The sequence below is a fragment of the Pseudomonas sp. TE3728 genome (assembly GCF_056279145.1).
The window spans coordinates 4,055,400-4,080,092 of record NZ_JBWBQT010000001.1; the positions used below are offsets into that span (position 1 = coordinate 4,055,400).

The window sequence follows — 24,693 nt, forward strand, 5'->3', positions numbered from 1 at the left end:
TGGCACTCTCATGAATGGTGGAACTTAAATATGATTGACTTCACAGCAGATATCAAACCCAAACACTCCATAGCAAACATCATATTAGGGGGAAACATCTCCAGCTATATCGATGAATTATATAGAACGTATAGCATCAAGGTAAAAAACTATAGCCTACCAGACGGTGAAACGAGGGTGGCTTATGTAGTAAATAACACCATCACTATAGCAACTCTTTCTGATGGAACAATATTCTCAATTGGCTGCAATGTACATTACCAAGGACTTTACAGAGGTGTACTTTCTACAGGAATGTCTTTTGGCCAAATAAAAAAACTTACCAAGCGCCAACGGGTTTTTAATGGTTCAGTAATTATCGATGATGACTTTGGATTTTCCTATGTATTACCCGCTCCTTATGATGAGATAGCCGATAGCATTAAGGACATACCTATGGATTTGATTCTAAATGAAATATATATTTCTGACTTTTCCTCTTGGCAGTAGCCTCGCGTCAAGAGATTGATCCAAAAAATGGCGAGGCGAATTTTCTCTGATACCTGCGTTCTTTATTCAAGGTTCACTCAACTCCGTGCCTGAGGACCCAAAACGCTCTAGTGCCTGCCCGCACTTGTTTAAAACGCCTCAAGGTTACTTCCTGCAAGCTACAACACCTTGCGTCATTGCCTACGGCTACGCCAGAATCCGCCGGCTTGTGCGCTTTGGGGCCGGTCGGTAACTTGATTCGTGTCACTGATCGTCAGTGGTCGGGTTTAGTCGCCCGCTGGTAATTGAAGTTGTACAAGCGTCCGTCAGACAGGTATTTCCTACCTGCATTTGATGGTGGCTGTGCGTAGGGCACCTTCGGGTGCGCCGGCTTCTTCAATTCCCCGGTCCGACTAACCTGCGTACAGCTGCCACCCCTTCGTTTAGTCGGCGAAGTGTTGTCAGCATCACTCAAGGAATTGAAGATCATGTTCAAGGTTACTCCCAACCCACCCGACACCGACCCGGTCTCCCCCTACGAAAGCCCCGATTCAAACAAACTCAACGAAGCCGCCGAGCGCGCCCTCGACCATCACTTCCCGCCAGCCGACCCCAAACCACCCAAACGCAACGGCCAGCTCTTCAGCGTCAGCCCGGGCATCAACACTGAACCCCTTCTTGCCAACGCCTCGGAAGACCTCCTGTCCATCAGCGCCATCGCCGCCGACCTTGCCGACGATGTGGACGGTTCACGCCGCTCCGTAGCCCTGGCGCTCAGCCGCTTGGCCGATGGGGTGCATTTGTTGGTGGAGCGAGCGCTGGACCACCTGAATGAGCCGGAAATAGCAGCGATTCTCGCCAGGAAACAAAGCCGAGTCGGCTGATCCGCCAGACAGAAAAAATGGGCACCCAACCTCGTTGGCGTGCCCATTTTTTATCCCGCTCGCCCGCTGTGCGGGAAGTCGGTGCGTGTTACGGATTAACGCTGTCTTTCAACGATTTGCCTGGCTTGAACGCAACAGTGTTGCTGGCCTTGATTTTGACTGGCTCACCGGTCTGCGGGTTTTTGCCCGTACGGGCACCGCGATGGCGTTGCAGGAAGGTGCCGAAGCCCACCAGCGTGACGCTGTCTTTACGGTGCAGAGCGCCGGTGATTTCTTCGAGAACGGCGTTGAGAACGCGGTTGGCCTGCTCTTTGGTGAGGTCTGCTTTTTCCGCAATTGCAGCGGCGAGTTCTGGTTTACGCATTAGTGAAGCCCCTTTGACGGTTTTTTGTTGTTATGTCCGTGCTGTTCTCGTTGGAACAGCGCCTAAGGCGCCGCAGGTGCTCTACTCTGCGGCAGACGGGAGTGAGAATGGCACGCGCTTCAGAGCGGCGCCAGTCTCCCCGCGACCTTTGTGGGGGCAAAAGCGGGGTGATTCCGACAGAACGACCGCTATTTACGCCAGCAAGGCCGGAAGCTCTTTGTTCAGAGCGAGTTTTTCCATCACCGCCGCGCCTGTCAGGGCATAGCCCAGCAATTTGCCGGCGCTGTCGCGGCACAGCACCTTGATGTCTGCGCCCTGCCCTTCGACCGTCCAGACACCCTCCTCGCCCCGTGGTGGCGGCGAAACCACCAATGGGCAGACCGGTGTTTTCACGGTGATCGGCATCGGGCCATAACTCACCGCTGTAGGGTTTCCGGCGAGGGTCTGGGCCAGCGCTCTCGCACAGCTCATGAGGGGCATGACGTACAACAGATTCAGCCCATCGACCTCGGCGCAGTCGCCCAAGGCATAAATGTTGGCGTGAGAGGTTTTCAGGTGACGGTCGACCACTACGCCGCGATTGACCTGCAGCCCGGCAGCGGCCGCCAGGTCGATGCGCGGACGCAGACCGATGGCCGACACCACCACATCGCACGGGATGACCTGGCCGTCGGACAGGTGCGCTTCCAGGCCGTCTGCCACTCGCTGCAAGCGATTGAGCACCGGCCCGAGGTGGAAGCGCGCGCCCAAGCCTTCTAGCCCGGCCTGGACTGCTGCGGCCGCCGCCGGGTGCAGCAAGGTCGGCATGACCTGCTCGCACGGTGCAACCAGTTGCACCTCGTAACCACCGAGAATCAGGTCGTTGGCGAATTCGCAGCCGATCAAACCGGCGCCCAGCAGCAACACCCGACGTTTGCCGGCCGCGGCCGCGCGAAAGCGTGCGTAGTCTTCAAGATCATTGATCGGGAAAACGGCGTCAGCGGCATCGCCTTCGATCGGCACCCGCACGGTTTCCGCGCCCCAGGCCAGGATCAGGTCGCGGTAGATCACCGCCTCTTCACCAATCCAGAGGCGCTTATGGCCTGGGTCGATACCGCTGATGCGCGTGTGGGTGCGCACTTCGGCCTTCAATTGCTCGGCCATGGCGCCCGGTTCGGCCATGCTCAGGCCGTCGGCGTCTTTATTCTTGCCGAAGCCGGTGGAGAGCATCGGCTTGGAGTAGGAGCGTCCGTCATCTGCGGTAATCAGCAGCAGCGGGGTTTCGCCATCGAGTTTGCGAAACTCCCGGGCCAGGTTGTAGCCAGCCAGCCCAGTGCCGACGATCACGACAGGTGCGTTCATTCCTTGCTCCTTGCTTGTCTTAGTTGATTTCAATCATTTCGAAATCCATCTTGCCCACGCCGCAATCCGGGCACAGCCAGTCTTCCGGCACGTCCTGCCACGGCGTGCCCGCCGCAATACCGTCGTCCGGCCAGCCCTCGGCTTCGTTATAGATCAGGCCGCAGACCACACATTGCCACTTTTTCATTCAGGTATTTCCTCGGGATTCAGGCTTTTGCCGGCGCGAACGGTCGATGGGTAGAGCGCTGCCGTCCGGCTCAGGGCGTTTTGTACTGATCGCGCCCGGCAGATGCAAGCCTGTTCGGCGCAACGGCAGGCGGGGTCAATCAAATTCGCCGCCTGACATGGTAAGCTCGCCGCCTCATTTGCTGCCAATAATGACTCACTGTGCCGCACTCAAAATCCCCCTCCGCGATACCGGTCTGGCTCCCTCGCAGCCAACTGACGCCCCTTCCCGACACGTCTACGCTCGATTGGCTGTTCGATGAAGGGTCGCTGACCCGGCGCTTGATCCGCCTGTCGAATGATGGCTTCAGCGTCACGCCGCTGTTCGAAGGCTGGCAATCGCTGCGCTCCGACGAATGTGCAGCGCTGGAGCTGGCCGAAGGCAGTGAAGGCTGGGTGCGCGAGGTGTATCTGCGCGGGCACGGTGAAGCCTGGGTGTTTGCCCGCAGCGTGGCAGCGCGTAGCGCGTTGCAGGGCGATGGATTGCATATGGATGAATTGGGCAGCCGTTCGCTGGGCGAATTGCTGTTTTGTGATCAGGCATTTCAGCGCCGGGCCATTGAGGTTTGTCACTATCCTCAGGCATGGCTACCCATGGATGCTCAGGCGTCTGAATTATGGGGCCGGCGCTCGCGTTTCGACCGCGGCGCCTTGAGCGTGCTGGTGGCCGAGATCTTCCTGCCGACCTTGTGGAGCGCCGCCCGCGCCCATCCGGAGAATTGCTGATGTACCAGAGCCTGCTCAAGTCCCTGAACCGCGTGAATCCTCGGGCCTGGGATTTCATTCAGTTGACCCGCATGGATAAGCCGATCGGCATTTACTTGCTGCTGTGGCCAACGTTGTGGGCACTCTGGATTGCCGGTGAAGGTTCGCCTTCATTGGCCAATATCGTGATTTTCGTGCTCGGCGTGGTACTGACCCGTGCCGGCGGTTGTGTGATCAACGATTGGGCAGACCGTAAGGTCGACGGCCACGTGAAACGCACCGAACAGCGGCCACTGGTAAGCGGCAAGATCAGCTCCAAAGAAGCCCTGGTGTTCTTCGCGGTGCTAATGGGCGTGAGTTTTTTGCTGGTGCTGTGTACTAACGCGAAGACCGTGTGGCTGTCGCTGGGCGGCTTGGCTCTGGCGTTCAGTTATCCATTTATGAAGCGCTACACCTACTACCCGCAAGTGGTGCTGGGCGCGGCGTTCTCCTGGGGCATGCCCATGGCGTTCACCGCCGAAACTGGTGAACTGCCGGCGGCGGCCTGGTTATTGTGGATCGCCAACTTGTTGTGGACCGTTGGCTACGACACCTATTACGCCATGACCGACCGCGATGACGACCTGAAGATCGGCGTGAAATCCACGGCGATTCTGTTTGGCGACGCCGACAGGGTGATCATTCTGATCCTGCAGGGCTTGGCGCTGGGCTGCCTGCTGCTGGCCGGGTCGAAATTCGAACTCGGCGGCTGGTTCCACCTCGGGCTGCTGGCGGCGGCGGGTTGTTTTGCATGGGAGTTCTGGTACACCCGCAGCAAGGACCGGATGCGTTGCTTCCAGGCGTTTTTGCACAATCACTGGGCGGGGTTGGCGATTTTCGTGGGGATTGTGCTGGATTACGCATTGCGCTGACGTCTGGAAAAGATCGCAGCCTTCGGCAGCTCCTACGCCGGATGACATCTGTAGGAGCTGACGTCTGGCTGCGATCTTTTTGGCAATCACTCAGTGTCGATACATGTGCCAGAAGCCGCCTTTACCCTCACCCTCCGTATCCCCGGGCTTTTTGTCCATTTTGTAGCCATACATTGGCTTGCCTTTATAAGCCCATTGCATCGTGCCGTCGTCACGCTTGATCGGCGTCCAGTCACCTGTGGGCTTGGCATCCATCGGCGCCATCAAAGGCGGCCAATTCGTCGCACACTCACCCGTGCACATCGACTTGCCTTCCTTGTCTTTGTCAAACGTGTACAAGGTCATGCCCTTGTGGTCGACCATCATGCCGTCTTTCATCATGGCGGGGTCTGCCGCGAAGGCCAGGGACGGCAGCGTTAGCGCGGCCGCGACCAGCAGGGCCTTCCAGGATTGCGCAATGTAATTCATGGAAACCTTCCTCTTGTGGTTGTCAGGATTCGGACTTAGAGCTTAGTTCAGGATCACGACAATCGCAGGGCGGCTAAAATACTGTCACACGACTGCAATAATTCCGTTATCTAATGCGGCGCAAGACAGTTAAATGACAAGAGGATTAACGCATGGTTGGCAGGAGCATTCTGATCGTCGACGACGAAGCGCCCATTCGCGAAATGATCGCCGTTGCGTTGGAAATGGCCGGCTATGACTGCCTGGAGGCGGAGAACTCGCAGCAGGCCCATGCCATTATCGTCGACCGTAAGCCGGACCTTATTTTGCTCGACTGGATGCTGCCCGGCACCTCCGGTATCGAACTGGCCCGCCGCCTCAAGCGCGATGAGCTGACCGGGGATATCCCGATCATCATGCTCACCGCCAAGGGCGAAGAGGACAACAAAATCCAGGGCCTGGAAGTCGGCGCCGATGACTACATCACCAAACCGTTTTCCCCGCGTGAACTGGTGGCCCGCCTGAAAGCCGTACTGCGCCGCGCCGGCCCGACCGATGGCGAAGCGCCGATCGAAGTTGGCGGCCTGCTGCTGGACCCGATCAGCCACCGCGTGACCATCGACGGCAAACCCGCCGAGATGGGCCCGACCGAATACCGTTTGCTGCAATTTTTCATGACCCACCAGGAACGTGCCTACACCCGCGGGCAGTTGCTGGATCAGGTCTGGGGCGGCAATGTCTATGTCGAAGAGCGCACCGTCGATGTGCACATCCGTCGCCTGCGCAAAGCCCTCGGCGATGCTTACGAAAATCTGGTACAAACCGTGCGCGGCACCGGTTACCGGTTTTCCACCAAAGCCTGAGCCGACCGCCAGACTCGCTGACAAGGACGCATATTTTCCGTGAACCAAAACTGGCATGGCACCCTGATTCGCCACATGCTGTTGCTGGTCACCGCCTGCCTGGTGATCGGCCTGATTTCCGGCTACTACGGCTGGAGCCTCGCCGTGGGCCTGGGCCTTTATCTGGCCTGGACCCTCAAGCAACTGCTGCGTTTGCACGAATGGCTACGCCTGCACAAACCCGATGAAGCACCGCCCGATGGCTATGGCCTGTGGGGCGAAGTGTTCGACAGCATTTACCACCTGCAACGCCGCGACCAACGAGTGCGCGGACGCCTGCAAGCGGTGATCGACCGGGTCCAGGAATCCACCGCTGCGCTGAAAGACGCGGTAATCATGCTCGACAGCGACGGCAACCTGGAATGGTGGAACCGCGCCGCCGAAACCCTGCTGGGCCTCAAGACCCCCCAGGACAGCGGCCAGCCCGTGACCAACCTGGTGCGCCATCCGCGCTTCAAGGAGTACTTCGAGCAGGACAGCTACGCCGAGCCGCTGGAAATCCCTTCACCGATCAATGATCGCCTGCGCATTCAGCTGTACATCACCCGCTACGGCAACAACGAACACTTGATGCTGGTGCGCGACGTGACGCGTATCCATCAGCTGGAACAGATGCGCAAAGACTTCATCGCCAACGTGTCCCATGAGCTGCGCACACCGCTGACGGTGATCTGCGGCTACCTGGAAACGCTGCTCGACAACGTCGAGGAAGTGAACCCACGCTGGACCCGCGCCCTGCAGCAGATGCAACAGCAAGGCGGACGCATGCAGACTTTGCTCAACGATTTGCTGCTGCTGGCCAAACTGGAAGCCACCGATTACCCGTCGGACAACCAACCGGTGGCCGTCGACAGCCTGCTGCAATCGATCAAGGGCGACGCTCAGCAACTGTCCGGTCAACGCAATCAGCACATCACCCTGGAAGCCGATCCGACGATTCTGCTCAAGGGTAGCGAAGCAGAATTGCGTAGCGCGTTTTCCAACCTGGTGTTCAACGCAGTGAAGTACACACCGGCCGAGGGCAATATCCGCATTCGCTGGTGGGGTGACGATCAAGGCGCACACCTGAGCGTGCAGGATTCGGGGATCGGCATCGACAGCAAACACTTGCCGCGCCTGACTGAACGCTTCTATCGCGTCGATTCCAGCCGCAACTCCAACACCGGCGGCACCGGGCTGGGGCTGGCCATCGTCAAACATGTGTTGCTGCGCCACCGGGCACGTATGGAAATCAGCAGTGTGCCGGGCCACGGCAGCACGTTTACTTGCCATTTTGCGCCAGCCCAAGTGACAAAATCCCGCGTCATCAGTGCCGCCGATTGATACCGGCCAGCACCCGCCACTAGGCAATTACCCGGTCAGCCGCTACATTGGCTGACTTGTGCCTGCCCTTCAGGCGCACTTTTTTCTTTCCTTTCGAATACACGGAACCCGCAAAACTCCATCATGGACCCTTCCCCTGGCTTGACCCTCGCAACAATATTCGCCGATTTCGGCATGATTCTTTTTGCTCTGATCCTGGTTTTGCTCAACGGCTTTTTCGTTGCGGCAGAATTTGCCATGGTCAAATTGCGCTCCACCCGCGTCGAAGCCATCGCTGAAAAGCACGGTTGGCGCGGGCATATCCTGCGTACCGTGCACAGTCAGCTCGATGCGTATCTCTCGGCCTGCCAATTGGGTATCACCCTCGCCTCGCTGGGCCTGGGCTGGGTCGGCGAACCCGCGTTCGCGCACCTTCTGGCACCCGTGCTGAGTGCCGTGGGCGTGGATTCCGCTGAGGTGGTGAAGGCCGTTTCGTTCTTCACGGCGTTCTTCATCATTTCGTACCTGCACATCGTGGTCGGCGAACTGGCCCCGAAATCCTGGGCCATCCGCAAACCCGAGCTGTTGTCGCTCTGGACGGCGGTGCCGCTGTACCTGTTCTACTGGGCCATGTACCCGGCCATCTACCTGCTCAACGCCAGCGCCAACCAAATCCTGCGCATTGCCGGGCAAGGTGAACCTGGCCCGCACCATGAGCACCATTACAGCCGTGAAGAGCTGAAGCTGATCCTGCATTCCAGCCGTGGCCAGGACCCGAGCGACCAAGGCATGCGCGTGTTGGCCTCGGCGGTGGAAATGGGCGAGCTGGAAGTGGTCGACTGGGCCAACTCCCGGGAAGACCTGGTCACGCTGGAGTTCAACGCGCCGCTCAAGGAAATTCTGGCGATGTTCCGTCGCCACAAGTTCAGCCGCTACCCGGTGTATGACAGCGAGCGCCAGGAGTTCGTCGGCCTGCTGCACATCAAGGATTTGCTGCTGGAACTGGCCGCGCTGGATCACATTCCCGAGTCGTTCAACCTCGCCGAACTGACCCGGCCGCTGGAGCGCGTGTCGCGCCACATGCCGCTGTCGCAGTTGCTGGAACAATTCCGCAAGGGCGGTTCGCATTTCGCTCTGGTCGAGGAAGCCGACGGCAACATCATCGGCTACCTGACCATGGAAGACGTGCTGGAAGTGTTGGTGGGCGACATTCAGGACGAACACCGCAAGGCCGAACGCGGGATCCTCGCGTATCAACCGGGCAAACTGCTGGTGCGGGGCGATACGCCGCTGTTCAAGGTTGAACGCCTGCTGGGTATCGATCTGGACCATATCGAAGCGGAAACCCTCGCCGGGCTGGTCTACGAAACCCTGAAACGGGTGCCGGAAGAGGAAGAAGTGCTGGAAGTCGAAGGCTTGCGGATCATCATCAAGAAGATGAAAGGGCCGAAGATCATTTTGGCGAAGGTGTTGATGCTCGATTAAGTGCAATGTGGTAAACCGCATTGCCCCCCAAAAGATCGCAGCCTTCCGCAACATCCTACAGATGTACGCCAATCCCTGTAGGAGCTGCCGCAGGCTGCGATCTTTTGACTTTGACGTTTTACTTCTTGCCCAACGCAAAGTTGGGCAACGCGCCTACCGGTTGATTGAACTGGTACGGAATCGATACCAACCCCAACCCGGTATTGCGCTGCACCACGAAGTGCAGGTGCGGGCCGCTGCTGTTGCCGGTATTGCCTGACAGCGCCAGCGCACTGCCCACCACCACACGCTGACCTTCCCGTACGCTGACCGAACCTTTCTTGAGGTGCAGGTACACACCCATGGTCCCGTCATCGTGCAACACCCGCACGAAATTGCCCGACGGATCGTTGCCGCGCCCGGTCTGGCCATTCTCGGTTTTCACCACCATCCCGCCGCGCGCCGCGATGATCGGCGTGCCTTCGGGCATGGCGATGTCCATCGCATAACGGTTCTTCGGCCCATAGTGGCTGTATTGGCCATTGGCGCCCTGACTCAGCCGAAACGGCCCGCCACGCCAAGGCAATGGATATCGATAGGCCATGGCAGCCCCTGCGGGGTCGCCCAGGGAATATTCGAACTTCGGGGTATACGCCAGCGGCCTTCCGGCCTTCGTCGCCTTGAGCAGCGCAAGGCGAATGCTGCTGCGTGCCGGCATGACCCGCCGAATCGGTCGGCTCGGCGCGCCGCTGACATTGTTCAGCCCGGAAAAGCTCAGCTCGATCTCGACCGGCGCATACAGATCGTTGCGCACGAACACACTGTCCATGCCCTTCTGCTTCTTGATATCGAGGTACACCTGCCGCTCAAGGCGCTCGACCATCCGGTCGCGAAAAACGAACACCTTCGCGCCTTTGCTGGGGCGGTCGCTGTAAGAGACCACGCCACTGGCGTCAGTGGACCGGTAAATCGTCATGGCCACAGCCGAGGTGGAGGCCATGAACAGACCACAGAAAAACAGCAGGCGCGCGAGCATGGGCAAGATTCTGTCGAGTAAGGCCTGGAAAGGAGCCTAGCAGCTGAAATGGACCAGCGTAGTCGACAGATGTTTCAAAATCGGGGAAAGAAGCAAGATCAAAAGATCGCAGCCTTCGGCAGCTCCTACAGAGGCAATGCGATCACCTGTAGGAGCTGCCGAAGGCTGCGATCTTTTGGGGGCGACGCTTACGCGCCCGGTACGAAATGCTTCTGCGCGGTGCCACGGGCGATCAGGCGGGAGATGTAGTCGAGCTTCTGCGCATCCTGGTCGACAAAGCGGAAAGTCAGTTGCAGCCATTCGCTGTCAGGTTTCGGCTCGAAGGCGACGATGGCATGCAGGTAGCCGTTGAGGCGGGCGATTTCAGCGTTATCGCCCTGCTCCAGGTCGAGCACGGCGCTGTCGAGGACTTGCGGCAGCGTGTCGGTGCGTTTCACCACCAGCAGCGCTTCCTTGATGCTCAAGGCCTTGATCACGCATTGCTGGGTGCCGCTTGGCAGGCGCAGTTGGCCTTGACCACGACCGCCAGATGATGCTGCGGCGGCAGCAGGCGCCTTGATCGGCGGGCTGTTAAGCAAGCCGCGAGACGGTGCGGCGGCCGGGGCTGGCGCGGCGGCGACAGGTTTGGCGAATGGGTTGACCGGTGCCGCCGATGGCGTGACCACGGCTGCCTTGCCACCCGTGAGCGCGCTAAGGGAGTCGTTGCCGAACGCCGAGTTCATTTTGGTCGGCGCGCTGTTCATCAAGGTGTCGAGCTTGCCGACCTTGTTCAATGCCTGCTTGACCTTGGTCAGCAGTTGCTCGTTGGTGAACGGCTTGCTGACGTAGCCCGAAACCCCGGCCTGAATCGCCTGGACGACGTTCTCTTTGTCGCCACGGCTGGTGACCATCACGAACGGCATGGTCTTGAGGTTGTCCTGCTCGCGGCACCAGGTCAGCAGTTCCAGACCGGACATTTCCGGCATTTCCCAGTCGCACAGAACCAGGTCGAATGCTTCTTTGGCCAGCATGGCCTGGGCCTTTTTGCCGTTGACTGCATCTTCGGTCCGGATCCCCGGGAAGTAGTTGCGCAGGCACTTCTTCACCAGGTCACGAATGAACGACGCATCGTCCACGACCAACACACTGATCTTGCTCATCCAACACCCCTTTAAAAATCCCGGCAAGCATAACGCTGGCTGATGGCACTTTGCCAAAACTCTTCAGTCACGCCGGGACTTTTCGTTCGCGGGTGCTGCTTTTCAATTCAAAAGCCACACAAACAAAAACGCCCAGCCAAAAGGCCGGGCGCTTTTCTTGGGCAATCTTACTTATCGTCAGCTTTGCCCGGAACATTAGCGGTTTCGGCACTTGTGCCTTCAACTTCTTCCTTCATGCGCTTGAGGCCCAAGTGACGCACGTCGGTGCCGCGCACCAGGTAAATCACCAGCTCCGAGATATTGCGCGCGTGATCGCCGATCCGCTCCAGGGAACGCAGTACCCAGATAATGCTCAAGACCCGCGAGATAGAGCGCGGGTCTTCCATCATGTAGGTGGCGAGTTCACGCAGTGCGGTCTTGTATTCGCGGTCGATGATCTTGTCGTACTGCGCCACCGACAACGCCAGGTCGGCGTCGAAACGGGCAAACGCGTCCAGCGCATCGCGAACCATGTTGCGCACCTGGTCGCCGATGTGGCGAACCTCGACGTAACCGCGCGGCGCTTCGCCTTCTTCGCACAACTGAATGGCACGGCGGGCGATCTTGGTGGCTTCGTCGCCGATGCGCTCCAGGTCGATCACCGATTTGGAGATGCTGATGATCAAACGCAAGTCCGACGCCGCCGGTTGGCGACGGGCCAGAATGCGCAGGCATTCTTCGTCGATGTTGCGTTCCATCTGGTTGATCTGGTCGTCGATCTCACGCACTTGCTGGGCCAGGCCGGAGTCGGCTTCGATCAGCGCGGTGACCGCGTCGTTGACCTGCTTCTCGACCAGCCCGCCCATGGCCAGGAGGTGGCTGCGCACTTCCTCTAGCTCAGCGTTGAACTGCGCGGAGATGTGATGGGTAAGGCCTTCTTTACTAATCATGTTGGCGTCCTTGGAGCGTCCGGTAAGGTGCGGTGGACCGCAGCGTCAGTTCAGTGAGCAACAACAGCTTCCTAGCCGTAACGACCGGTAATGTAGTCTTCGGTCTGCTTCTTCGCCGGATTGGTGAACAGAGTATCGGTGTCGCCGAATTCCACCAGTTTGCCCATGTACATGAACGCCGTGTAGTCGGAAACCCGCGCGGCCTGTTGCATGTTGTGGGTCACGATAACAATGGTGAACTTGGATTTCAGTTCGTAGATCAGTTCTTCGACTTTCAGTGTGGAGATCGGGTCGAGTGCCGAGCATGGTTCGTCGAGCAGCAATACTTCCGGCTCCACGGCGATGGTGCGGGCAATCACCAGACGTTGCTGCTGACCACCGGACAGGCCGAGTGCCGACTCGTGCAGACGGTCTTTAACCTCATCCCACAGCGCCGCGCCTTTCAACGCCCACTCGACGGCTTCGTCGAGGATGCGTTTCTTGTTGATGCCCTGGATGCGCAGACCGTAAACCACGTTTTCGTAGATGGTTTTCGGGAACGGGTTAGGCTTCTGGAACACCATGCCGACCCGGCGACGCAACTCGGCCACGTCCTCGCCCTTGCGGTAGATGTTGTTGCCGTAGAGGTTGATTGCGCCGTCGACGCGGCAGCCATCCACCAGGTCGTTCATGCGGTTGAAGGTGCGCAGCAGCGTGGACTTGCCGCAGCCGGACGGACCGATGAAGGCGGTTACGCGCTGTTTCGGGATGTTCATGCTGACGTCGAACAGCGCTTGTTTGTCGCCGTAGAACAGGCTCAGGCCCGGTACTTCGATGGCCACGGTTTCCTGCTCGAGGCTCAGGCTCTGTTTGTCGCGGCCCAGGGCCGACATGTTGATGCCGTGAGTATGTGCTTCGTGCTGCATGGGAGGCTCCCTGTGCTAACAAATTCGGTTCGTTTTTGTGGGAGCCAGCCTGCTGGCGATGCTGGCGATGCTGGCGACGCGGTTTAACTGTGAAACCGCGGTGATGCCATCGCGAGCAGGCTCGCTCCCACATAGAAATCAGTGCTGCATGAATCAGCTATCCAGTGCTTTGTATTTTTCGCGCAGATGGTTACGGATATAAACCGCCGACAAGTTGAGCGTGGCGATCACCAGCACCAGCAGCAATGCGGTGGCGTAGACCAGTGGCCGCGCGGCTTCGACGTTCGGGCTCTGGAAGCCGACGTCATAAATGTGGAAGCCCAAGTGCATGATCTTCTGGTCCAGGTGCAAGTACGGGTAGTTGCCATCCAGCGGCAACGACGGCGCCAGTTTCACCACACCCACCAGCATCAGCGGCGCCACTTCACCGGCGGCACGGGCCACGGCGAGGATCATGCCGGTCATCATCGCCGGGCTGGCCATTGGCAGCACGATCTTCCACAAAGTTTCGGCCTTGGTCGCGCCAAGAGCCAACGAACCTTCGCGAACGGTGCGAGGAATCCGCGCCAGGCCTTCTTCGGTGGCCACGATCACCACCGGCACAGCCAGCAGCGCCAGGGTCAGCGAGGCCCAAAGCAGGCCCGGCGTACCGAAGGTCGGCGCCGGCAGTGCTTCAGGGAAGAACAACCGGTCGACCGAACCACCGAGCACGTAGACGAAGAAGCCCAGACCGAACACGCCGTAAACGATGGCCGGAACACCCGCCAGGTTGTTCACCGCGATGCGGATCAGCCGGGTCATCGGCCCCTGACGTGCATATTCACGCAGGTAGACCGCCGCCAGCACACCGAACGGCGTCACGATCATCGCCATGATCAACGTCATCATCACGGTGCCGAAAATCGCCGGGAAAATCCCGCCTTCGGTGTTGGCTTCACGCGGGTCATCACTGAGGAATTCCCAGACCTTGCTGAAGTAGAAGCCAATCTTGGTGAAGGTGCCCATGGCGTTCGGCTGGTAGGCGTGAACCACTTTACCAATGCCGATTTCGACTTCTTTACCGTTGGCATCGCGAGCGGTCAGGCTATCGCGGTTGAACTGAGCGTGCAGGTCGTTCAGACGCGCTTCGATGTCCTGATAACGGGCATTCAGTTCGGCGCGCTCGGACTCCAGATCCGCTTGCGCGGCAGCGTCGAGACGGCCGGCCAATTCCAGTTTGCGACCGTGCAGACGCACACGTTCGAGACCGGCGTTGATCGCGCCGATGTCGACCTTTTCCAGGGTCTTGAGCTGTGCGGCGAGCTGGTTGACGCGATCCACGCGCGCCTGCAACTCAGGCCATGCGGCCTCGCCTTCAGCGATGACCTTGCCGTCCTGTTTGACGTTGACCAGGTAGCCGTAGAAATTGCCCCACTCGCGACGCTCGATGGCCATCAGCTCAGGCGGGGTTTTCTGGTTGGTCAGCCACTCGCCGACAATCCAGGTGAAGTCGGTGCCGTTCAGATCACGGTTGCCGACCTTGATCAGCTCGCGGGTCATGAACTCCGGGCCTTGATCGGGCACCGGCAGGCCAGCGCTTTTCAGGCGCTCGCGTGGCACTTCTTCCTTCTGCACCACTTCGCCGATGACGAGGTGGTTGGCTTGGCCCGGCACGTCGTAACTGGCGTGGATCAGGTCCGCCGGCCAGAAGTGACCCAGGCCGCGCACGGCAATCACCGCCAGCAGGCCAATGGTCATGATGACCGCAATGGACACCGCGCCACCGCTGATCCAGACGCCGGGGGCGCCGCTCTTGAACCATCCATTCAGGGAGTTCTGTTTCACAGACTTCTACCTTTCTTAAAGCGACGAGTATTTCTTGCGCAGACGCTGACGAATCAGTTCCGCGAGGGTGTTCATGATGAAGGTGAACAACAGCAGCACCAGCGCCGAGAGGAACAGCACGCGGTAGTGGCTGCCGCCGACTTCCGACTCAGGCATTTCCACCGCAACGTTGGCCGCCAGGGTGCGCAGGCCTTCGAACAGGTTCATTTCCATGACCGGGGTGTTACCGGTGGCCATCAGCACGATCATGGTTTCACCCACCGCGCGGCCCATGCCGATCATCAGCGCCGAGAAAATGCCCGGGCTGGCGGTGAGGATCACCACGCGGGTCATGGTCTGCCACGGCGTGGCACCGAGGGCCAGGGAGCCCAGGGTCAGGCCCCGAGGCACGCTGAACACGGCGTCTTCGGCGATGGAGTAGATGTTCGGAATCACTGCGAAGCCCATGGCCAGGCCGACCACCAACGCGTTGCGCTGGTCGTAGGTGATGCCCAGGTCGTGGGAGATCCACATGCGCATGTCGCCGCCGAAGAACCAGGTTTCCATGTATGGGCTCATGTACAGCGACAACCAGCCCACAAACAGAATCACCGGGATCAGGATCGCGCTTTCCCAGCCGTCCGGCACTTTCAGGCGGATAGACTCAGGCAGGCGACTGAAGACGAAACCCGCCACCAGAATGCCGATCGGCAGCAGCATCAGCAAGCTGAAGATGCCGGGCAAATGTCCTTCGACATACGGCGCCAGGAACAGGCCGGCGAAGAAGCCGAGGATCACCGTCGGCATCGCTTCCATCAGCTCGATCACCGGTTTGACCTTGCGACGCATGCCCGGGGCCATGAAGTACGCGGTGTAGATCGCCGCGGCAACGGCCAGTGGCGCGGCCAACAGCATCGCGTAGAACGCAGCTTTCAGGGTACCGAAGGTCAGCGGCGAGAGGCTCAGCTTGGGCTCGAAGTCGGTGTTGGCCGCGGTCGATTGCCAGACGTATTTAGGCTCGTCGTAGTTCTCGTACCAGACCTTGCTCCACAACGCGCTCCACGAGACTTCCGGGTGCGGGTTGTCGAGCAGCAACGGTTGCAGCTTGCCGCCCTGCTCCACGATCACGCGGTTGGCCCGTGGCGACATGCCGAAAAGGCCTTGGCCGTCGACCACCTGATCCACCAGCAAAGTGCGGTGAGCGGTGCTGTGGAACACGCCCAGTTTGCCGGACGCATCGAGGGCAACGAAGCCTTTACGACGTTCTTCAGCGGTGATTTCAACGATCGGCGCAGCGCCCATCTGGAAAGTACGAATCTGCTTCAGACGCTGCTCGCCATCCGGGTCGCGAGCCATGAACCATTGGGCCAGACCACCTTTGGAGTCACCGACGATCAGCGAGATGCCACCCAGCAATTGGGTAATAGCGGTGACTTCGGTATTGCCGTCTTCAAGCAATTTGTAGCGCCCGTTAAGGCTCTTGTCGCGCAGACTGAAAACGTCGGCCTGAGCGCGGCCATTGACCACGTACAACCACTGCTGACGCGGGTCGATGAAGATGTTCTTCACCGGCTCGGTCATTTGCGGCAGCTCAACGCGCGTCTGCTCGTTGGTGACTTCGCCGGTCATCATGTTTTCTTCGCTGGTCAGCGACAGGACATGCAGTTGCGCGGCCGTGGAGCCGGCCAGCAGCAGGGTCGAATCGGTAGCGTTGAGGCTGACGTGCTCCAGAGCGCCGCCCGCCTCGTTCAGCATGATTGGCGTTTCGCCGTATGGATATTCAATGGCCGGCGAGATGGTTTTCTTGCCTTCCGGGTAGCTGACTTTATAGGTGTGACGGAACACCAGGACCTGGCCGTTGGACAAGCCCACGGCCACTAATGGCTGGCCAGGTTGATCTTCACCGATGGAGGTCACGCTGGTACCGGCCGGGATCGGCAGGTCGACGCGGCGCAGTTCGGCGCCGGTGTCGATATCAAAGAACAATGCCTGGCCCTTGTCGGAAACCCGCATGGCGACCTGGTTCTGCTCTTCAATGGAGATCATCAGCGGCTTGCCGGCGTCTTGCATCCAGGCGGGCGTGATGGCGTCTTTGGCGGTCAGGTCGGCCCCCTGGAACAGCGGCGCGACGACGTAACCGAGGAAGAAAAAGATCAGGGTGATCGCGGCAAGAACGGCGAGGCCGCCGACGAGGACGTACCAGCGGGTCAGGCGATCTTTCAGCGCACGAATACGGCGCTTGCGTTGCAGCTCAGGCGTATTGAAGTCAATTCGCTTGGGGGGATTTGTAGTCATGGTGGAGTTGGCCAGATCATTCATGCGCACACCCTAGCGATCCTGTATGACAGAAAGATGACAATGCAGTGACGCAACAAATCCGCCGCCAGCGGTAACTGGCAGTGGATCGAAAATTGGGGGTGTGTAGGAGCTGTCGAGGGAACCGAGGCTGCGATCTTTTGATCTTGCAGTTGGAAAGCCAGATCAAAAGATCGCAGCCTCGGTTCCCTCGACAGCTCCTACACAGGTCCGGGTTTAGCCCGGACCTAGGGTTTTACTTTTTTGCGACGTTACCGCCTTCTTGCAGACCCAGGTCAGCCAGTGCTTTTGCAGCAACCTTGGCTGGCAGCGGGATGTAGCCGTCTTTCACAACCACTTCCTGACCCTGTTTGGACAGAATCAGCTTCACGAACTCAGCTTCCAGCGGGGCCAGAGGCTTGTTCGGAGCCTTGTTGACGTAAACGTAGAGGAAACGCGACAGCGGATACTTGCCGTTCAGGGCGTTTTCTTCAGTGTCTTCAACAAACTCGGTGCTGCCTTTCTTGGCCAGGGCCACGGTCTTCACGCTGGCGGTCTTGTAGCCGATGCCCGAGTAACCCACGCCGTTCAGCGAGGAGCTGATCGACTGCACGACCGAAGCCGAGCCTGGTTGTTCGTTGACGTTTGGCTTGTAGTCGCCTTTGCACAGGGCTTCTTCTTTGAAGTAGCCATATGTGCCGGATACCGAGTTACGACCGAACAGTTGCACTGGCTTGTTGGCCAGGTCGCCGGTCACACCCAGATCACCCCAGGTTTTCACATCGGTTTTAGCGCCACACAGACGTGTCGAGGAGAAGATCGCATCGACCTGTTCCATGGTCAGGTGCTGGATCGGGTTGTCTTTGTGTACGAACACCGCCAAGGCATCCACAGCAACCGGGATAGCGGTTGGCTTGTAGCCGTACTTGGTTTCAAAAGCTTGCAGCTCGTTGTCCTTCATCTTGCGGCTCATCGGGCCCAGGTTAGCGGTGCCTTCAGTCAACGCAGGTGGCGCGGTAGAAGAACCGGCAGCCTGAATCTGGATGTTTACGTTCGGGTATTCTTTTTTGTAGTTCTCAGCCCACAGGGTCATGAGGTTGGCCAGGGTATCGGAGCCGACGCTGGACAGGTTGCCCGACACACCAGTGGTCTTGGTGTAGCTCGGGATAGCAGGGTCAACAGCGGCAACCGCGTTGGCAGTCGCAACGCCAGCAGCGACAAAAGTCATTGCCGCCATCAAACGCTTCAGTTTCATGCCTTACTCCTAGCAGATAGGTGTGTTAAGTCGGGCCAAGTATCAGCAGGCCGTGTGAACACTCTATGGCTGAAATATGACAATTGGATGAAAGGCCAGCATTTGCTTTTTTCGCAGGCAGACCGCGTTATCGTTCTTCGCGGGCAAGCCGCGCTCCTACAGGATTAGTGTCATTTCAAAATTGGCGCATGACCTGTAGGAGCGAGGCTTGCCCGCGAAGACGTCGGTCGGCTCAGCGACCCTTCTTCCAGAGATAGGCCCCCACCAGAATCCCGACGCCACACAGAACCGCTACGTAATACGCAGGCCCCATCGGGCTTTCCTTGAGCAGCAGGCTGACGATCATCGGCGTCAGGCCACCGAAAATGGCGTAGGCGACGTTGTAGGAAAACGACAGGCCACTGAAGCGCACCACGGGCGGGAATGCCTTGACCATGACATAGGGGACCGCACCGATGGTGCCCACCAGCAAGCCTGTTATGGCGTACATCGGGAACAGCCAGTCGGGATGCTCAGCCAGGCTGTGGTAGAAGGTCCAGGAGCTGGCCAGCAACGCGGCGCAGCCGAACACGAATACTCGTCCCGCGCCGAAGCGATCTGCCAGGGCGCCGGCAATGATGCAGCCAATGCTCAGCAGCACTATCGCCACGCTATTGGACTGCAGGGCGGTGGTTGGCGCGAAGTGATAGACCGTCTGCAATACGGTCGGGGTCATCAGGATCAACACCACGATGGCGGCGGACAGCAGCCAGGTCAGCAGCATGGAAATCAGAATCGCACCGCGATGGTCGCGCAACACGGCGCGCAGCGGCACTTCTTCGGCCAGCGCTTTGCGTAATTGCAGTTCGGCAAACACTGGGGTTTCGTGGAGCCAGCGACGCAGGTAGACCGAGAACAGGCCAAACACGCCGCCCAGCAGGAACGGGATTCGCCAGGCGTAATCCGACACTTCCACCGGCGTGTAAATGCTGTTGATTGCGGTAGCGACCAACGAGCCCAAAAGAATACCGGCAGTCAGGCCGCTGGTCAGCGTGCCGCAGGCATAGCCAATGTGACGCTGCGGCACGTGTTCGGAAACGAATACCCAGGCTCCCGGCACTTCACCGCCAATCGCCGCGCCCTGAATTACGCGCATCAACAGCAACAGGATCGGCGCCCACATACCTATCTGCGCGTAAGTCGGCAGCAAGCCCATGATCAGGGTCGGGACTGCCATCATGAAAATGCTCAAGGTGAACATCTTCTTGCGCCCCAGCAGATCACCGAAGTGCGCCATGACGATGCCCCCCAATGGCCGTGCCAGGTAGCCGGCGGCGAAGATGCCGAACGTCTGCATCAGGCGCAGCCACTCGGGCATGTCGGGGGGAAAGAACAGTTTGCCGACCACCGTGGCAAAGAACACAAAGATGATGAAGTCGTAAAACTCCAGCGCGCCGCCCAAGGCAGACAGCGATAACGTCTTATAGTCGTTGCGGGTCAACGGGCGTGCGGATTGGCTGGGCTGCGCGATGCTCGAGGGCGCTGTGGTCATGGCAAGGGTTTCTCTTATAGTCGGATCTGCAACCTCAACAACGCTGGCGGAGGCTTGGGCAGGTTCGGCACGATAGCAAATTGTTCGAAAAAGCACATAGAGGCGCGTATTTGACGGTCGAAATGAGAACCGGACGGTCGTCTCGGAGTCTACCGATCGATATACTCCCAATATTGCAACGGCTTGTAAGGGGTTGCTGTGCGAAACCGTCGTTGGCACCTGTCAGCCGATTTCGCAGAGTTTCCCTTTAGGCGCCTTACGAAAAACGTGACGAACGTAGTATGTTCGGGGCTGAATCGTTTTTCCAAGGCTCCAGTGCGCAAAGTCGCCGAGCGAAGGTCAGGCAAGGCAAAAACAGGCGAGGACGCGGAGTTTGCTGCTGTAAATGAGCGTCCGAGCCTGTTTTTAACGCAGCATGACCGAGCGCAGGCACTTTGCGCGCGGAGCCGTAAGACGGCTATTCACCCGCTACATACATGAAGAGTCACGGGTCAGAGGCACCCCCGGCATGATAGAGCTCGAACAAGAAGATCCAATCCCGCAAGGCGACCTGGCCCTGCAAATCACCGCGCTTCCGCGCGAAACCAATGGCTTTGGCGATATTTTCGGCGGCTGGCTGGTGGCGCAGATGGATTTGGCTGGCACTGCAATGGCCAGCAAGGTGGCGGGTGGTCGCGTAGCCACCGTGGCGATCGATCGCATGGCGTTCCTGGTGCCGGTAGCGGTGGGCGCGCAGCTGTCCTTTTATACCCAGGCCCTGGAAATCGGTCGCAGCTCGATTCAGATGATGGTCGAAGTCTGGAGCGACGATCCACTGTCCAGCGAATGGCGTAAAGTGACCGAAGCCGTCTTCGTGTTCGTCGCCATCGACGGCAGCGGCCGGACTCGCTCGGTTCCGCCTAGAGCCCGTTAAACCGGAGCTCGTAAAAACCGGAGCCCGTAAAAAAAGTGGGCGTTAAACCCGGCGACCGTTTTGCGGTCCATTGCAGTCCTGTTCCTGATCGAGAGTTGCCCCATGAGCACGCCCAACGTTGAAGCCGTGAAACTGGATGAACTGAACTGCTGGCGTATCCGCCACGGTCAGGCCGAATTGCTGGTGGCCCAGCAAGGCGCGCACATCCTCAGTTATCAACTGGCTGGCGAGCCGCCGCTGATCTGGCTCAACGACGAGGCGGTGTTCAAGGCTGGCAAAAGCATCCGCGCCGGCGTGCCGGTGTGCTGGCCGTGGTTCGGCAACCTGTCGCGCAACCCGCAGAGTGTCCAGGCCATGCGCGTCGGCAATGAACCGCCGCCGGCCCATGGTCTGGTGCGGGCGATGGACTGGGAGTTGCTCGGCATCGAAACCGAGGGCGAAAGCCTGAAGGTGGAATTCAATCTGCCCTACCCCGAAGGCGGCCTGCCAGGCTGGCCGCATCAAGTGGACTTGAAGCTGAGCATTCGTCTGGATGAGCAGTTGCACATCAGCCTGACGAGCGAGAACAAGGGCGCTGAACACGTCACCATCAGCCAGGCACTGCATAGCTATTTCGCGGTCAGCGATGTGCGCAACGTACATGTCGAAGGGCTGGATGGCTTGAGCTATATCGAAACCCTGGACGACTGGAAAACCGTCACCCAGACCGGTGATCTGCATTTTACCGGCGAGACCGACCGCATCTATCTCAATACCCCACCGAAGCTGAGCATCGTAGACCCGCACTGGGAGCGACGCATCGAGCTGACCAGCAGCGGTTCGCGTTCGGCAGTGATCTGGAACCCCTGGATCGACCGCGCGGCAGCGTTCAACGACATGGCCGATGATGGCTGGCAGCGCATGCTGTGCATTGAAACGGCGAATGTGATGGGGGATGTGGTGACGCTGGCACCGGGGGCAAGTCATACCTTGGGCGTCAGTGTCGGCGCAAAACCGCTCTAAGCCATACCGCAATGAAATGTGGGAGCCAGCCTGCTGGCGATGGCGTCGTGTCAGTCAACTTGAAAGTATCTGACGGACCGCTATCGCCAGCAGGCTGGCTCCCACAGTTATTCGGTGGCTGCTAGAGATCAGACTCCTGCACCACCCGCACCTGCGCCGCGTCCAGCGCATACGCCGCATCCGCCAAGTCGTTGTTGACCGTCTCGATCTTCAGCGTGCCGGTCACCCACAGCGGCGTGTAGATGTCATTCAGCTTCAAGCCTTTTGGATAACGCACCAACACCAATTGATTAGGTGGTGGCGGCGGCACGTGGATGCAGGCGCCCGGATACGGTACGAGGAAGAACAGTGTGCTGTGGCCCTTGGCGTCGGATTCCAGCGGTACCGGATAACCGCCAATGCGGATGTGCTTGTCGTTCATCGACGGCACGGTTTTGGTCGAGTACATCACCGCTGGCAAGCCCTTGCTCTGCTTCATGCCACCCTTTTGGGTAAAGGTGCCGTTGGCTTCCGGTGAGTTGTGATCGATTTCGGGCATGGCCTCGAGGGCCTTCTGGTCCGACTTGGGCATCAGTTCAAGCCAGTCGGTTTCCGGCAGTTCGCCGGCATGGGCCAAACCACTGCCCAGGAAGAAAAGAGTCAACAGAAGACGGCGCATGAAAGTGCTCGGCAAAAGAAAGGACGGTTGAACGCCAAGCATTCTAGCCCTCTCCGGCGATGGCGCAGAGAGGGCCTTGTCACTTCAATCAGTTCTTTTTTTGATCAGGCCGTAGATCACCAGCAATACCACCGCGCCCACCAGCGCACCGATGAAACCTGCGCCTTCGCCAGCGCGGTAAATGCCCAGGGCCTGGCCGCCATAAGTGGCCGCCAGCGAACCGCCGATACCGAGCAGGATGGTCATGATCCAGCCCATGCTGTCATCGCCCGGTTTCAAAAACCGAGCCAGCAGGCCGACGATCAAGCCAATAAAGATGGTTCCGATAATTCCCATGGCATATCCCTCTGATTAATTGGCTATAGCCTAGACAGACTTTGGCATCCTGCCATCAGAGAACGGCGGCCCCTGAAGGTTCCGCCGTTGCCACATGAAACTATTCGGCGATCAGCGCTTCGACCTTGAGGATCTGCGCAGCCAGCGTCTCACGGTCTGCACAGCGCAGACTGGCATGACCGACCTTGCGGCCGACCTTGAAAGCCTTGCCGTAGTGATGCAAATGACAGTCGTCGATCGCGATCACTTTTTCTACTGGCGGCACGACACCGATGAAGTTGAGCATCGCGCTCTCGCCGACCTTGGCCGTCGAACCCAGCGGCAGACCGGCAACGGCCCGCAGGTGGTTTTCGAACTGGCTGCACTCGGCGCCTTCGGTGGTCCAGTGCCCGGAGTTGTGTACGCGCGGGGCGATTTCGTTGGCCTTGAGGCCGCCGTCGACTTCGAAAAACTCGAACGCCATCACGCCGACGTACTCCAGCTGCTTGAGCACCCGGCTGGAGTAATCTTCAGCCAACGCTTGCAGCGGGTGATCGGTGCTGGCCACGGACAGCTTGAGAATGCCGCTGTCGTGGGTGTTGTGAACCAGTGGATAGAACCTGGTTTCGCCATCGCGAGCACGCACGGCAATCAGCGAGACTTCGCCAGTGAACGGCACGAAGCCTTCCAGCAGGCAGGCAACGCTGCCCAGCTCAGCGAAAGTGCCGACCACGTCTTCAGGCTTGCGCAGGACTTTCTGGCCCTTGCCGTCGTAACCCAGGGTGCGGGTTTTCAGCACGGCCGGCAGACCGATCGAAGCCACGGCGGCGTCCAGGTCGGCTTGCGACTGGATGTCGGCGAACGCGGGCGTCGGAATCCCCAGGTCCTTGAACATGCTCTTTTCGAACCAGCGGTCGCGAGCGATGCGCAGGGCTTCGGCGCTCGGGTAGACCGGCACGAATTGCGAGAGGAACGCCACGGTTTCAGCCGGGACGTTTTCGAACTCGAAGGTCACCAGGTCGACTTCATCGGCCAGTTGACGCAGGTGATCCTGATCGCCGTAATCGGCCCGCAGGTGTTCGCCCAACGCGGCTGCGCAAGCATCCGGCGCCGGGTCGAGGAAAGCGAAATTCATGCCCAGCGGAGTGCCCGCCAGCGCCAACATGCGACCCAACTGGCCGCCACCGATTACACCGATTTTCATCGTCAACAACCTCAGGCGATGCGTGGGTCTGGATTGTCCAGGACGCTGTCTGTCTGCTCAGCGCGGAATTTCTTCAACACGGTATGAAATTGCGGATGCTTGGCGCCCAGGATGCTCGCCGAGAGCAGCGCTGCGTTGATCGCGCCGGCTTTGCCGATGGCCAGGGTGGCGACCGGAATGCCTGCAGGCATTTGCACGATAGACAGCAGCGAATCGACGCCCGAGAGCATCGACGACTGTACAGGTACGCCCAGCACCGGCAGGTGGGTCTTGGCCGCACACATGCCTGGCAGGTGGGCCGCGCCACCGGCACCGGCGATGATCACCTCGATACCACGGGCCTCAGCCTCTTCGGCGTACTGGAACAGCAGGTCCGGGGTGCGGTGGGCAGAGACCACTTTCACCTCATAAGGGATGCCGAGCTTTTCCAGCATATCGGCGGTGTGGCTAAGGGTGGACCAATCGGACTTGGAGCCCATGATCACGCCAACCAGTGCACTCATCGTCGTGCCTCTTCTCTCTGGGCGCCCGCAGGCGCGTCAAAAAACAACAAGCCACGCAGAAATGCGTGGCTTGATTGTACGAAAAATGGCCGGACGAACCGGCCGAAGGCCGCGCAGTATACCTCAATGAAGCAGATAAACAGCCCCCGATACGACCATCTGTCATACGGCGCAAAGTGCCGGTTTTATTGA

At 59.2% G+C, this 24,693-nt stretch carries 25 protein-coding genes; 9 read left to right on the forward strand and 16 right to left on the reverse strand.

Going from position 1 to position 24,693, the window contains the following annotated elements:
- Positions 1 to 30: 30 nt before the first annotated feature.
- Complete coding sequence (locus ACZ89R_RS17730) at positions 31 to 489, forward strand: hypothetical protein (RefSeq protein WP_429545081.1); 459 nt, start codon at positions 31 to 33, stop codon at positions 487 to 489.
- 467 nt (positions 490 to 956) lie between these two features.
- Complete coding sequence (locus ACZ89R_RS17735; RefSeq protein ID WP_429545080.1) at positions 957 to 1,352, forward strand: DUF6124 family protein; 396 nt, start codon at positions 957 to 959, stop codon at positions 1,350 to 1,352.
- An 88-nt stretch (positions 1,353 to 1,440) separates the two neighbouring features.
- On the opposite strand, the gene ACZ89R_RS17740 is transcribed toward ACZ89R_RS17735, so the two are convergent.
- The 3 genes from ACZ89R_RS17740 to ACZ89R_RS17750 form a co-directional block, all read right to left on the reverse strand.
- Positions 1,441 to 1,716 carry an HU family DNA-binding protein gene (locus ACZ89R_RS17740; RefSeq protein ID WP_003213368.1) on the reverse strand — a complete coding sequence of 92 codons (276 nt, stop codon included), beginning with the start codon at positions 1,714 to 1,716 and terminating at the stop codon, positions 1,441 to 1,443.
- 192 nt (positions 1,717 to 1,908) lie between these two features.
- The gene (locus ACZ89R_RS17745; RefSeq protein WP_429545079.1) at positions 1,909 to 3,057 is read right to left on the reverse strand and encodes an NAD(P)/FAD-dependent oxidoreductase; all 1,149 of its coding nucleotides are present in this window, start codon (positions 3,055 to 3,057) and stop codon (positions 1,909 to 1,911) included.
- Between the two features lie 19 nt (positions 3,058 to 3,076).
- Positions 3,077 to 3,244 carry a rubredoxin gene (locus tag ACZ89R_RS17750; protein ID WP_007896465.1) on the reverse strand — a complete coding sequence of 56 codons (168 nt, stop codon included), beginning with the start codon at positions 3,242 to 3,244 and terminating at the stop codon, positions 3,077 to 3,079.
- 200 nt (positions 3,245 to 3,444) lie between these two features.
- Between ACZ89R_RS17750 and ACZ89R_RS17755 the strand changes: the two genes are divergently transcribed.
- A complete protein-coding gene (locus ACZ89R_RS17755) occupies positions 3,445 to 4,008 on the forward strand; it encodes a chorismate--pyruvate lyase family protein (RefSeq protein WP_429545078.1) in 564 nt (187 codons plus the stop codon).
- On the forward strand, positions 4,008 to 4,898 hold the full coding sequence (gene ubiA, locus ACZ89R_RS17760) for a 4-hydroxybenzoate octaprenyltransferase (RefSeq protein WP_429545077.1): 891 nt from the start codon (positions 4,008 to 4,010) through the stop codon (positions 4,896 to 4,898). Before ACZ89R_RS17755 ends, ubiA begins: the two co-directional genes overlap by 1 nt.
- 90 nt (positions 4,899 to 4,988) lie before the next feature.
- Here the strand turns inward: ubiA and ACZ89R_RS17765 are convergent, their stop codons facing one another.
- The gene (locus ACZ89R_RS17765; protein ID WP_429545076.1) at positions 4,989 to 5,366 is read right to left on the reverse strand and encodes a COG4315 family predicted lipoprotein; all 378 of its coding nucleotides are present in this window, start codon (positions 5,364 to 5,366) and stop codon (positions 4,989 to 4,991) included.
- Positions 5,367 to 5,518: 152 nt separating this feature from the next.
- Here ACZ89R_RS17765 and phoB point away from each other — a divergent pair, with 152 nt between their 5' ends.
- The 3 genes from phoB to ACZ89R_RS17780 all read left to right on the forward strand — a co-directional run bounded on the left by phoB (position 5,519) and on the right by ACZ89R_RS17780 (position 9,034).
- Entirely contained in the window at positions 5,519 to 6,208 is a 690-nt protein-coding gene (gene phoB / locus ACZ89R_RS17770; protein WP_007896474.1) for a phosphate regulon transcriptional regulator PhoB, read from the forward strand.
- A 75-nt stretch (positions 6,209 to 6,283) separates the two neighbouring features.
- Positions 6,284 to 7,570 (forward strand): phosphate regulon sensor histidine kinase PhoR, encoded by a 1,287-nt coding sequence (gene phoR, locus ACZ89R_RS17775; protein ID WP_259698718.1) that lies wholly within the window; start codon positions 6,284 to 6,286, stop codon positions 7,568 to 7,570.
- 123 nt (positions 7,571 to 7,693) lie between these two features.
- Complete coding sequence (locus ACZ89R_RS17780; RefSeq protein ID WP_095632861.1) at positions 7,694 to 9,034, forward strand: hemolysin family protein; 1,341 nt, start codon at positions 7,694 to 7,696, stop codon at positions 9,032 to 9,034.
- Positions 9,035 to 9,152: 118 nt separating this feature from the next.
- On the opposite strand, the gene ACZ89R_RS17785 is transcribed toward ACZ89R_RS17780, so the two are convergent.
- The 8 genes from ACZ89R_RS17785 to ACZ89R_RS17820 form a co-directional block, all read right to left on the reverse strand.
- A complete protein-coding gene (locus ACZ89R_RS17785) occupies positions 9,153 to 10,049 on the reverse strand; it encodes a peptidoglycan DD-metalloendopeptidase family protein (protein ID WP_429545075.1) in 897 nt (298 codons plus the stop codon).
- A 188-nt stretch (positions 10,050 to 10,237) separates the two neighbouring features.
- Positions 10,238 to 11,188: a response regulator gene (locus ACZ89R_RS17790; protein WP_429545074.1), complete on the reverse strand. Its 951-nt coding sequence runs from the start codon at positions 11,186 to 11,188 to the stop codon at positions 10,238 to 10,240.
- 167 nt (positions 11,189 to 11,355) lie between these two features.
- Positions 11,356 to 12,117, reverse strand: a complete 762-nt coding sequence (gene phoU, locus ACZ89R_RS17795) for a phosphate signaling complex protein PhoU (protein WP_007896483.1) — start codon at positions 12,115 to 12,117, stop codon at positions 11,356 to 11,358.
- Positions 12,118 to 12,188: 71 nt separating this feature from the next.
- On the reverse strand, positions 12,189 to 13,022 hold the full coding sequence (pstB, locus tag ACZ89R_RS17800; protein ID WP_095052363.1) for a phosphate ABC transporter ATP-binding protein PstB: 834 nt from the start codon (positions 13,020 to 13,022) through the stop codon (positions 12,189 to 12,191).
- 153 nt (positions 13,023 to 13,175) lie between these two features.
- Complete coding sequence (gene pstA, locus ACZ89R_RS17805; RefSeq protein ID WP_063342079.1) at positions 13,176 to 14,846, reverse strand: phosphate ABC transporter permease PstA; 1,671 nt, start codon at positions 14,844 to 14,846, stop codon at positions 13,176 to 13,178.
- Between the two features lie 15 nt (positions 14,847 to 14,861).
- The gene (locus ACZ89R_RS17810; RefSeq protein ID WP_192345261.1) at positions 14,862 to 16,895 is read right to left on the reverse strand and encodes an ABC transporter permease subunit; all 2,034 of its coding nucleotides are present in this window, start codon (positions 16,893 to 16,895) and stop codon (positions 14,862 to 14,864) included.
- A 481-nt stretch (positions 16,896 to 17,376) separates the two neighbouring features.
- Positions 17,377 to 18,375 (reverse strand): phosphate ABC transporter substrate-binding protein PstS, encoded by a 999-nt coding sequence (locus ACZ89R_RS17815; RefSeq protein ID WP_192345117.1) that lies wholly within the window; start codon positions 18,373 to 18,375, stop codon positions 17,377 to 17,379.
- 232 nt (positions 18,376 to 18,607) lie between these two features.
- On the reverse strand, positions 18,608 to 19,906 hold the full coding sequence (locus ACZ89R_RS17820) for an MFS transporter (protein ID WP_429545073.1): 1,299 nt from the start codon (positions 19,904 to 19,906) through the stop codon (positions 18,608 to 18,610).
- Positions 19,907 to 20,414: 508 nt separating this feature from the next.
- Between ACZ89R_RS17820 and ACZ89R_RS17825 the strand changes: the two genes are divergently transcribed.
- Positions 20,415 to 20,819, forward strand: a complete 405-nt coding sequence (locus tag ACZ89R_RS17825; protein WP_007896491.1) for an acyl-CoA thioesterase — start codon at positions 20,415 to 20,417, stop codon at positions 20,817 to 20,819.
- A gap of 102 nt (positions 20,820 to 20,921) precedes the next feature.
- On the forward strand, positions 20,922 to 21,821 hold the full coding sequence (locus tag ACZ89R_RS17830) for a D-hexose-6-phosphate mutarotase (protein ID WP_429545072.1): 900 nt from the start codon (positions 20,922 to 20,924) through the stop codon (positions 21,819 to 21,821).
- A 121-nt stretch (positions 21,822 to 21,942) separates the two neighbouring features.
- Here ACZ89R_RS17830 and ACZ89R_RS17835 read toward each other — a convergent pair whose 3' ends face one another.
- From ACZ89R_RS17835 to purE, 4 genes are all read right to left on the reverse strand, one after another.
- A complete protein-coding gene (locus ACZ89R_RS17835) occupies positions 21,943 to 22,479 on the reverse strand; it encodes a DUF3299 domain-containing protein (protein WP_429545071.1) in 537 nt (178 codons plus the stop codon).
- 84 nt (positions 22,480 to 22,563) lie between these two features.
- Positions 22,564 to 22,815 (reverse strand): GlsB/YeaQ/YmgE family stress response membrane protein, encoded by a 252-nt coding sequence (locus ACZ89R_RS17840; protein ID WP_192345121.1) that lies wholly within the window; start codon positions 22,813 to 22,815, stop codon positions 22,564 to 22,566.
- A gap of 100 nt (positions 22,816 to 22,915) precedes the next feature.
- Positions 22,916 to 23,998 carry a 5-(carboxyamino)imidazole ribonucleotide synthase gene (locus tag ACZ89R_RS17845; RefSeq protein WP_429545070.1) on the reverse strand — a complete coding sequence of 361 codons (1,083 nt, stop codon included), beginning with the start codon at positions 23,996 to 23,998 and terminating at the stop codon, positions 22,916 to 22,918.
- A gap of 11 nt (positions 23,999 to 24,009) precedes the next feature.
- Complete coding sequence (gene purE, locus ACZ89R_RS17850) at positions 24,010 to 24,501, reverse strand: 5-(carboxyamino)imidazole ribonucleotide mutase (RefSeq protein WP_003196369.1); 492 nt, start codon at positions 24,499 to 24,501, stop codon at positions 24,010 to 24,012.
- Between the last annotated feature and the right edge of the window lie 192 nt (positions 24,502 to 24,693).

Excerpts from the sequence above, each read along its gene's own strand:
- ACZ89R_RS17730 (WP_429545081.1), top strand. The coding sequence starts at position 31 with ATGATTGACTTCACAGCAGATATCAAACCCAAACACTCCATAGCAAAC.
- ACZ89R_RS17735 (WP_429545080.1), top strand. The coding sequence starts at position 957 with ATGTTCAAGGTTACTCCCAACCCACCCGACACCGACCCGGTCTCCCCC.
- ACZ89R_RS17740 (WP_003213368.1), bottom strand. The coding sequence starts at position 1,716 with ATGCGTAAACCAGAACTCGCCGCTGCAATTGCGGAAAAAGCAGACCTC.
- ACZ89R_RS17745 (WP_429545079.1), bottom strand. The coding sequence starts at position 3,057 with ATGAACGCACCTGTCGTGATCGTCGGCACTGGGCTGGCTGGCTACAAC.
- ACZ89R_RS17750 (WP_007896465.1), bottom strand. The coding sequence starts at position 3,244 with ATGAAAAAGTGGCAATGTGTGGTCTGCGGCCTGATCTATAACGAAGCC.
- ubiA (WP_429545077.1), top strand. The coding sequence starts at position 4,008 with ATGTACCAGAGCCTGCTCAAGTCCCTGAACCGCGTGAATCCTCGGGCC.
- ACZ89R_RS17765 (WP_429545076.1), bottom strand. The coding sequence starts at position 5,366 with ATGAATTACATTGCGCAATCCTGGAAGGCCCTGCTGGTCGCGGCCGCG.
- phoB (WP_007896474.1), top strand. The coding sequence starts at position 5,519 with ATGGTTGGCAGGAGCATTCTGATCGTCGACGACGAAGCGCCCATTCGC.
- phoR (WP_259698718.1), top strand. The coding sequence starts at position 6,284 with ATGCTGTTGCTGGTCACCGCCTGCCTGGTGATCGGCCTGATTTCCGGC.
- ACZ89R_RS17780 (WP_095632861.1), top strand. The coding sequence starts at position 7,694 with ATGGACCCTTCCCCTGGCTTGACCCTCGCAACAATATTCGCCGATTTC.
- ACZ89R_RS17785 (WP_429545075.1), bottom strand. The coding sequence starts at position 10,049 with ATGCTCGCGCGCCTGCTGTTTTTCTGTGGTCTGTTCATGGCCTCCACC.
- ACZ89R_RS17790 (WP_429545074.1), bottom strand. The coding sequence starts at position 11,188 with ATGAGCAAGATCAGTGTGTTGGTCGTGGACGATGCGTCGTTCATTCGT.
- phoU (WP_007896483.1), bottom strand. The coding sequence starts at position 12,117 with ATGATTAGTAAAGAAGGCCTTACCCATCACATCTCCGCGCAGTTCAAC.
- pstB (WP_095052363.1), bottom strand. The coding sequence starts at position 13,022 with ATGCAGCACGAAGCACATACTCACGGCATCAACATGTCGGCCCTGGGC.
- ACZ89R_RS17810 (WP_192345261.1), bottom strand. The coding sequence starts at position 16,895 with ATGCAAGACGCCGGCAAGCCGCTGATGATCTCCATTGAAGAGCAGAAC.
- ACZ89R_RS17815 (WP_192345117.1), bottom strand. The coding sequence starts at position 18,375 with ATGAAACTGAAGCGTTTGATGGCGGCAATGACTTTTGTCGCTGCTGGC.
- ACZ89R_RS17820 (WP_429545073.1), bottom strand. The coding sequence starts at position 19,906 with ATGACCACAGCGCCCTCGAGCATCGCGCAGCCCAGCCAATCCGCACGC.
- ACZ89R_RS17825 (WP_007896491.1), top strand. The coding sequence starts at position 20,415 with ATGATAGAGCTCGAACAAGAAGATCCAATCCCGCAAGGCGACCTGGCC.
- ACZ89R_RS17830 (WP_429545072.1), top strand. The coding sequence starts at position 20,922 with ATGAGCACGCCCAACGTTGAAGCCGTGAAACTGGATGAACTGAACTGC.
- ACZ89R_RS17835 (WP_429545071.1), bottom strand. The coding sequence starts at position 22,479 with ATGCGCCGTCTTCTGTTGACTCTTTTCTTCCTGGGCAGTGGTTTGGCC.
- ACZ89R_RS17840 (WP_192345121.1), bottom strand. The coding sequence starts at position 22,815 with ATGGGAATTATCGGAACCATCTTTATTGGCTTGATCGTCGGCCTGCTG.
- ACZ89R_RS17845 (WP_429545070.1), bottom strand. The coding sequence starts at position 23,998 with ATGAAAATCGGTGTAATCGGTGGCGGCCAGTTGGGTCGCATGTTGGCG.
- purE (WP_003196369.1), bottom strand. The coding sequence starts at position 24,501 with ATGAGTGCACTGGTTGGCGTGATCATGGGCTCCAAGTCCGATTGGTCC.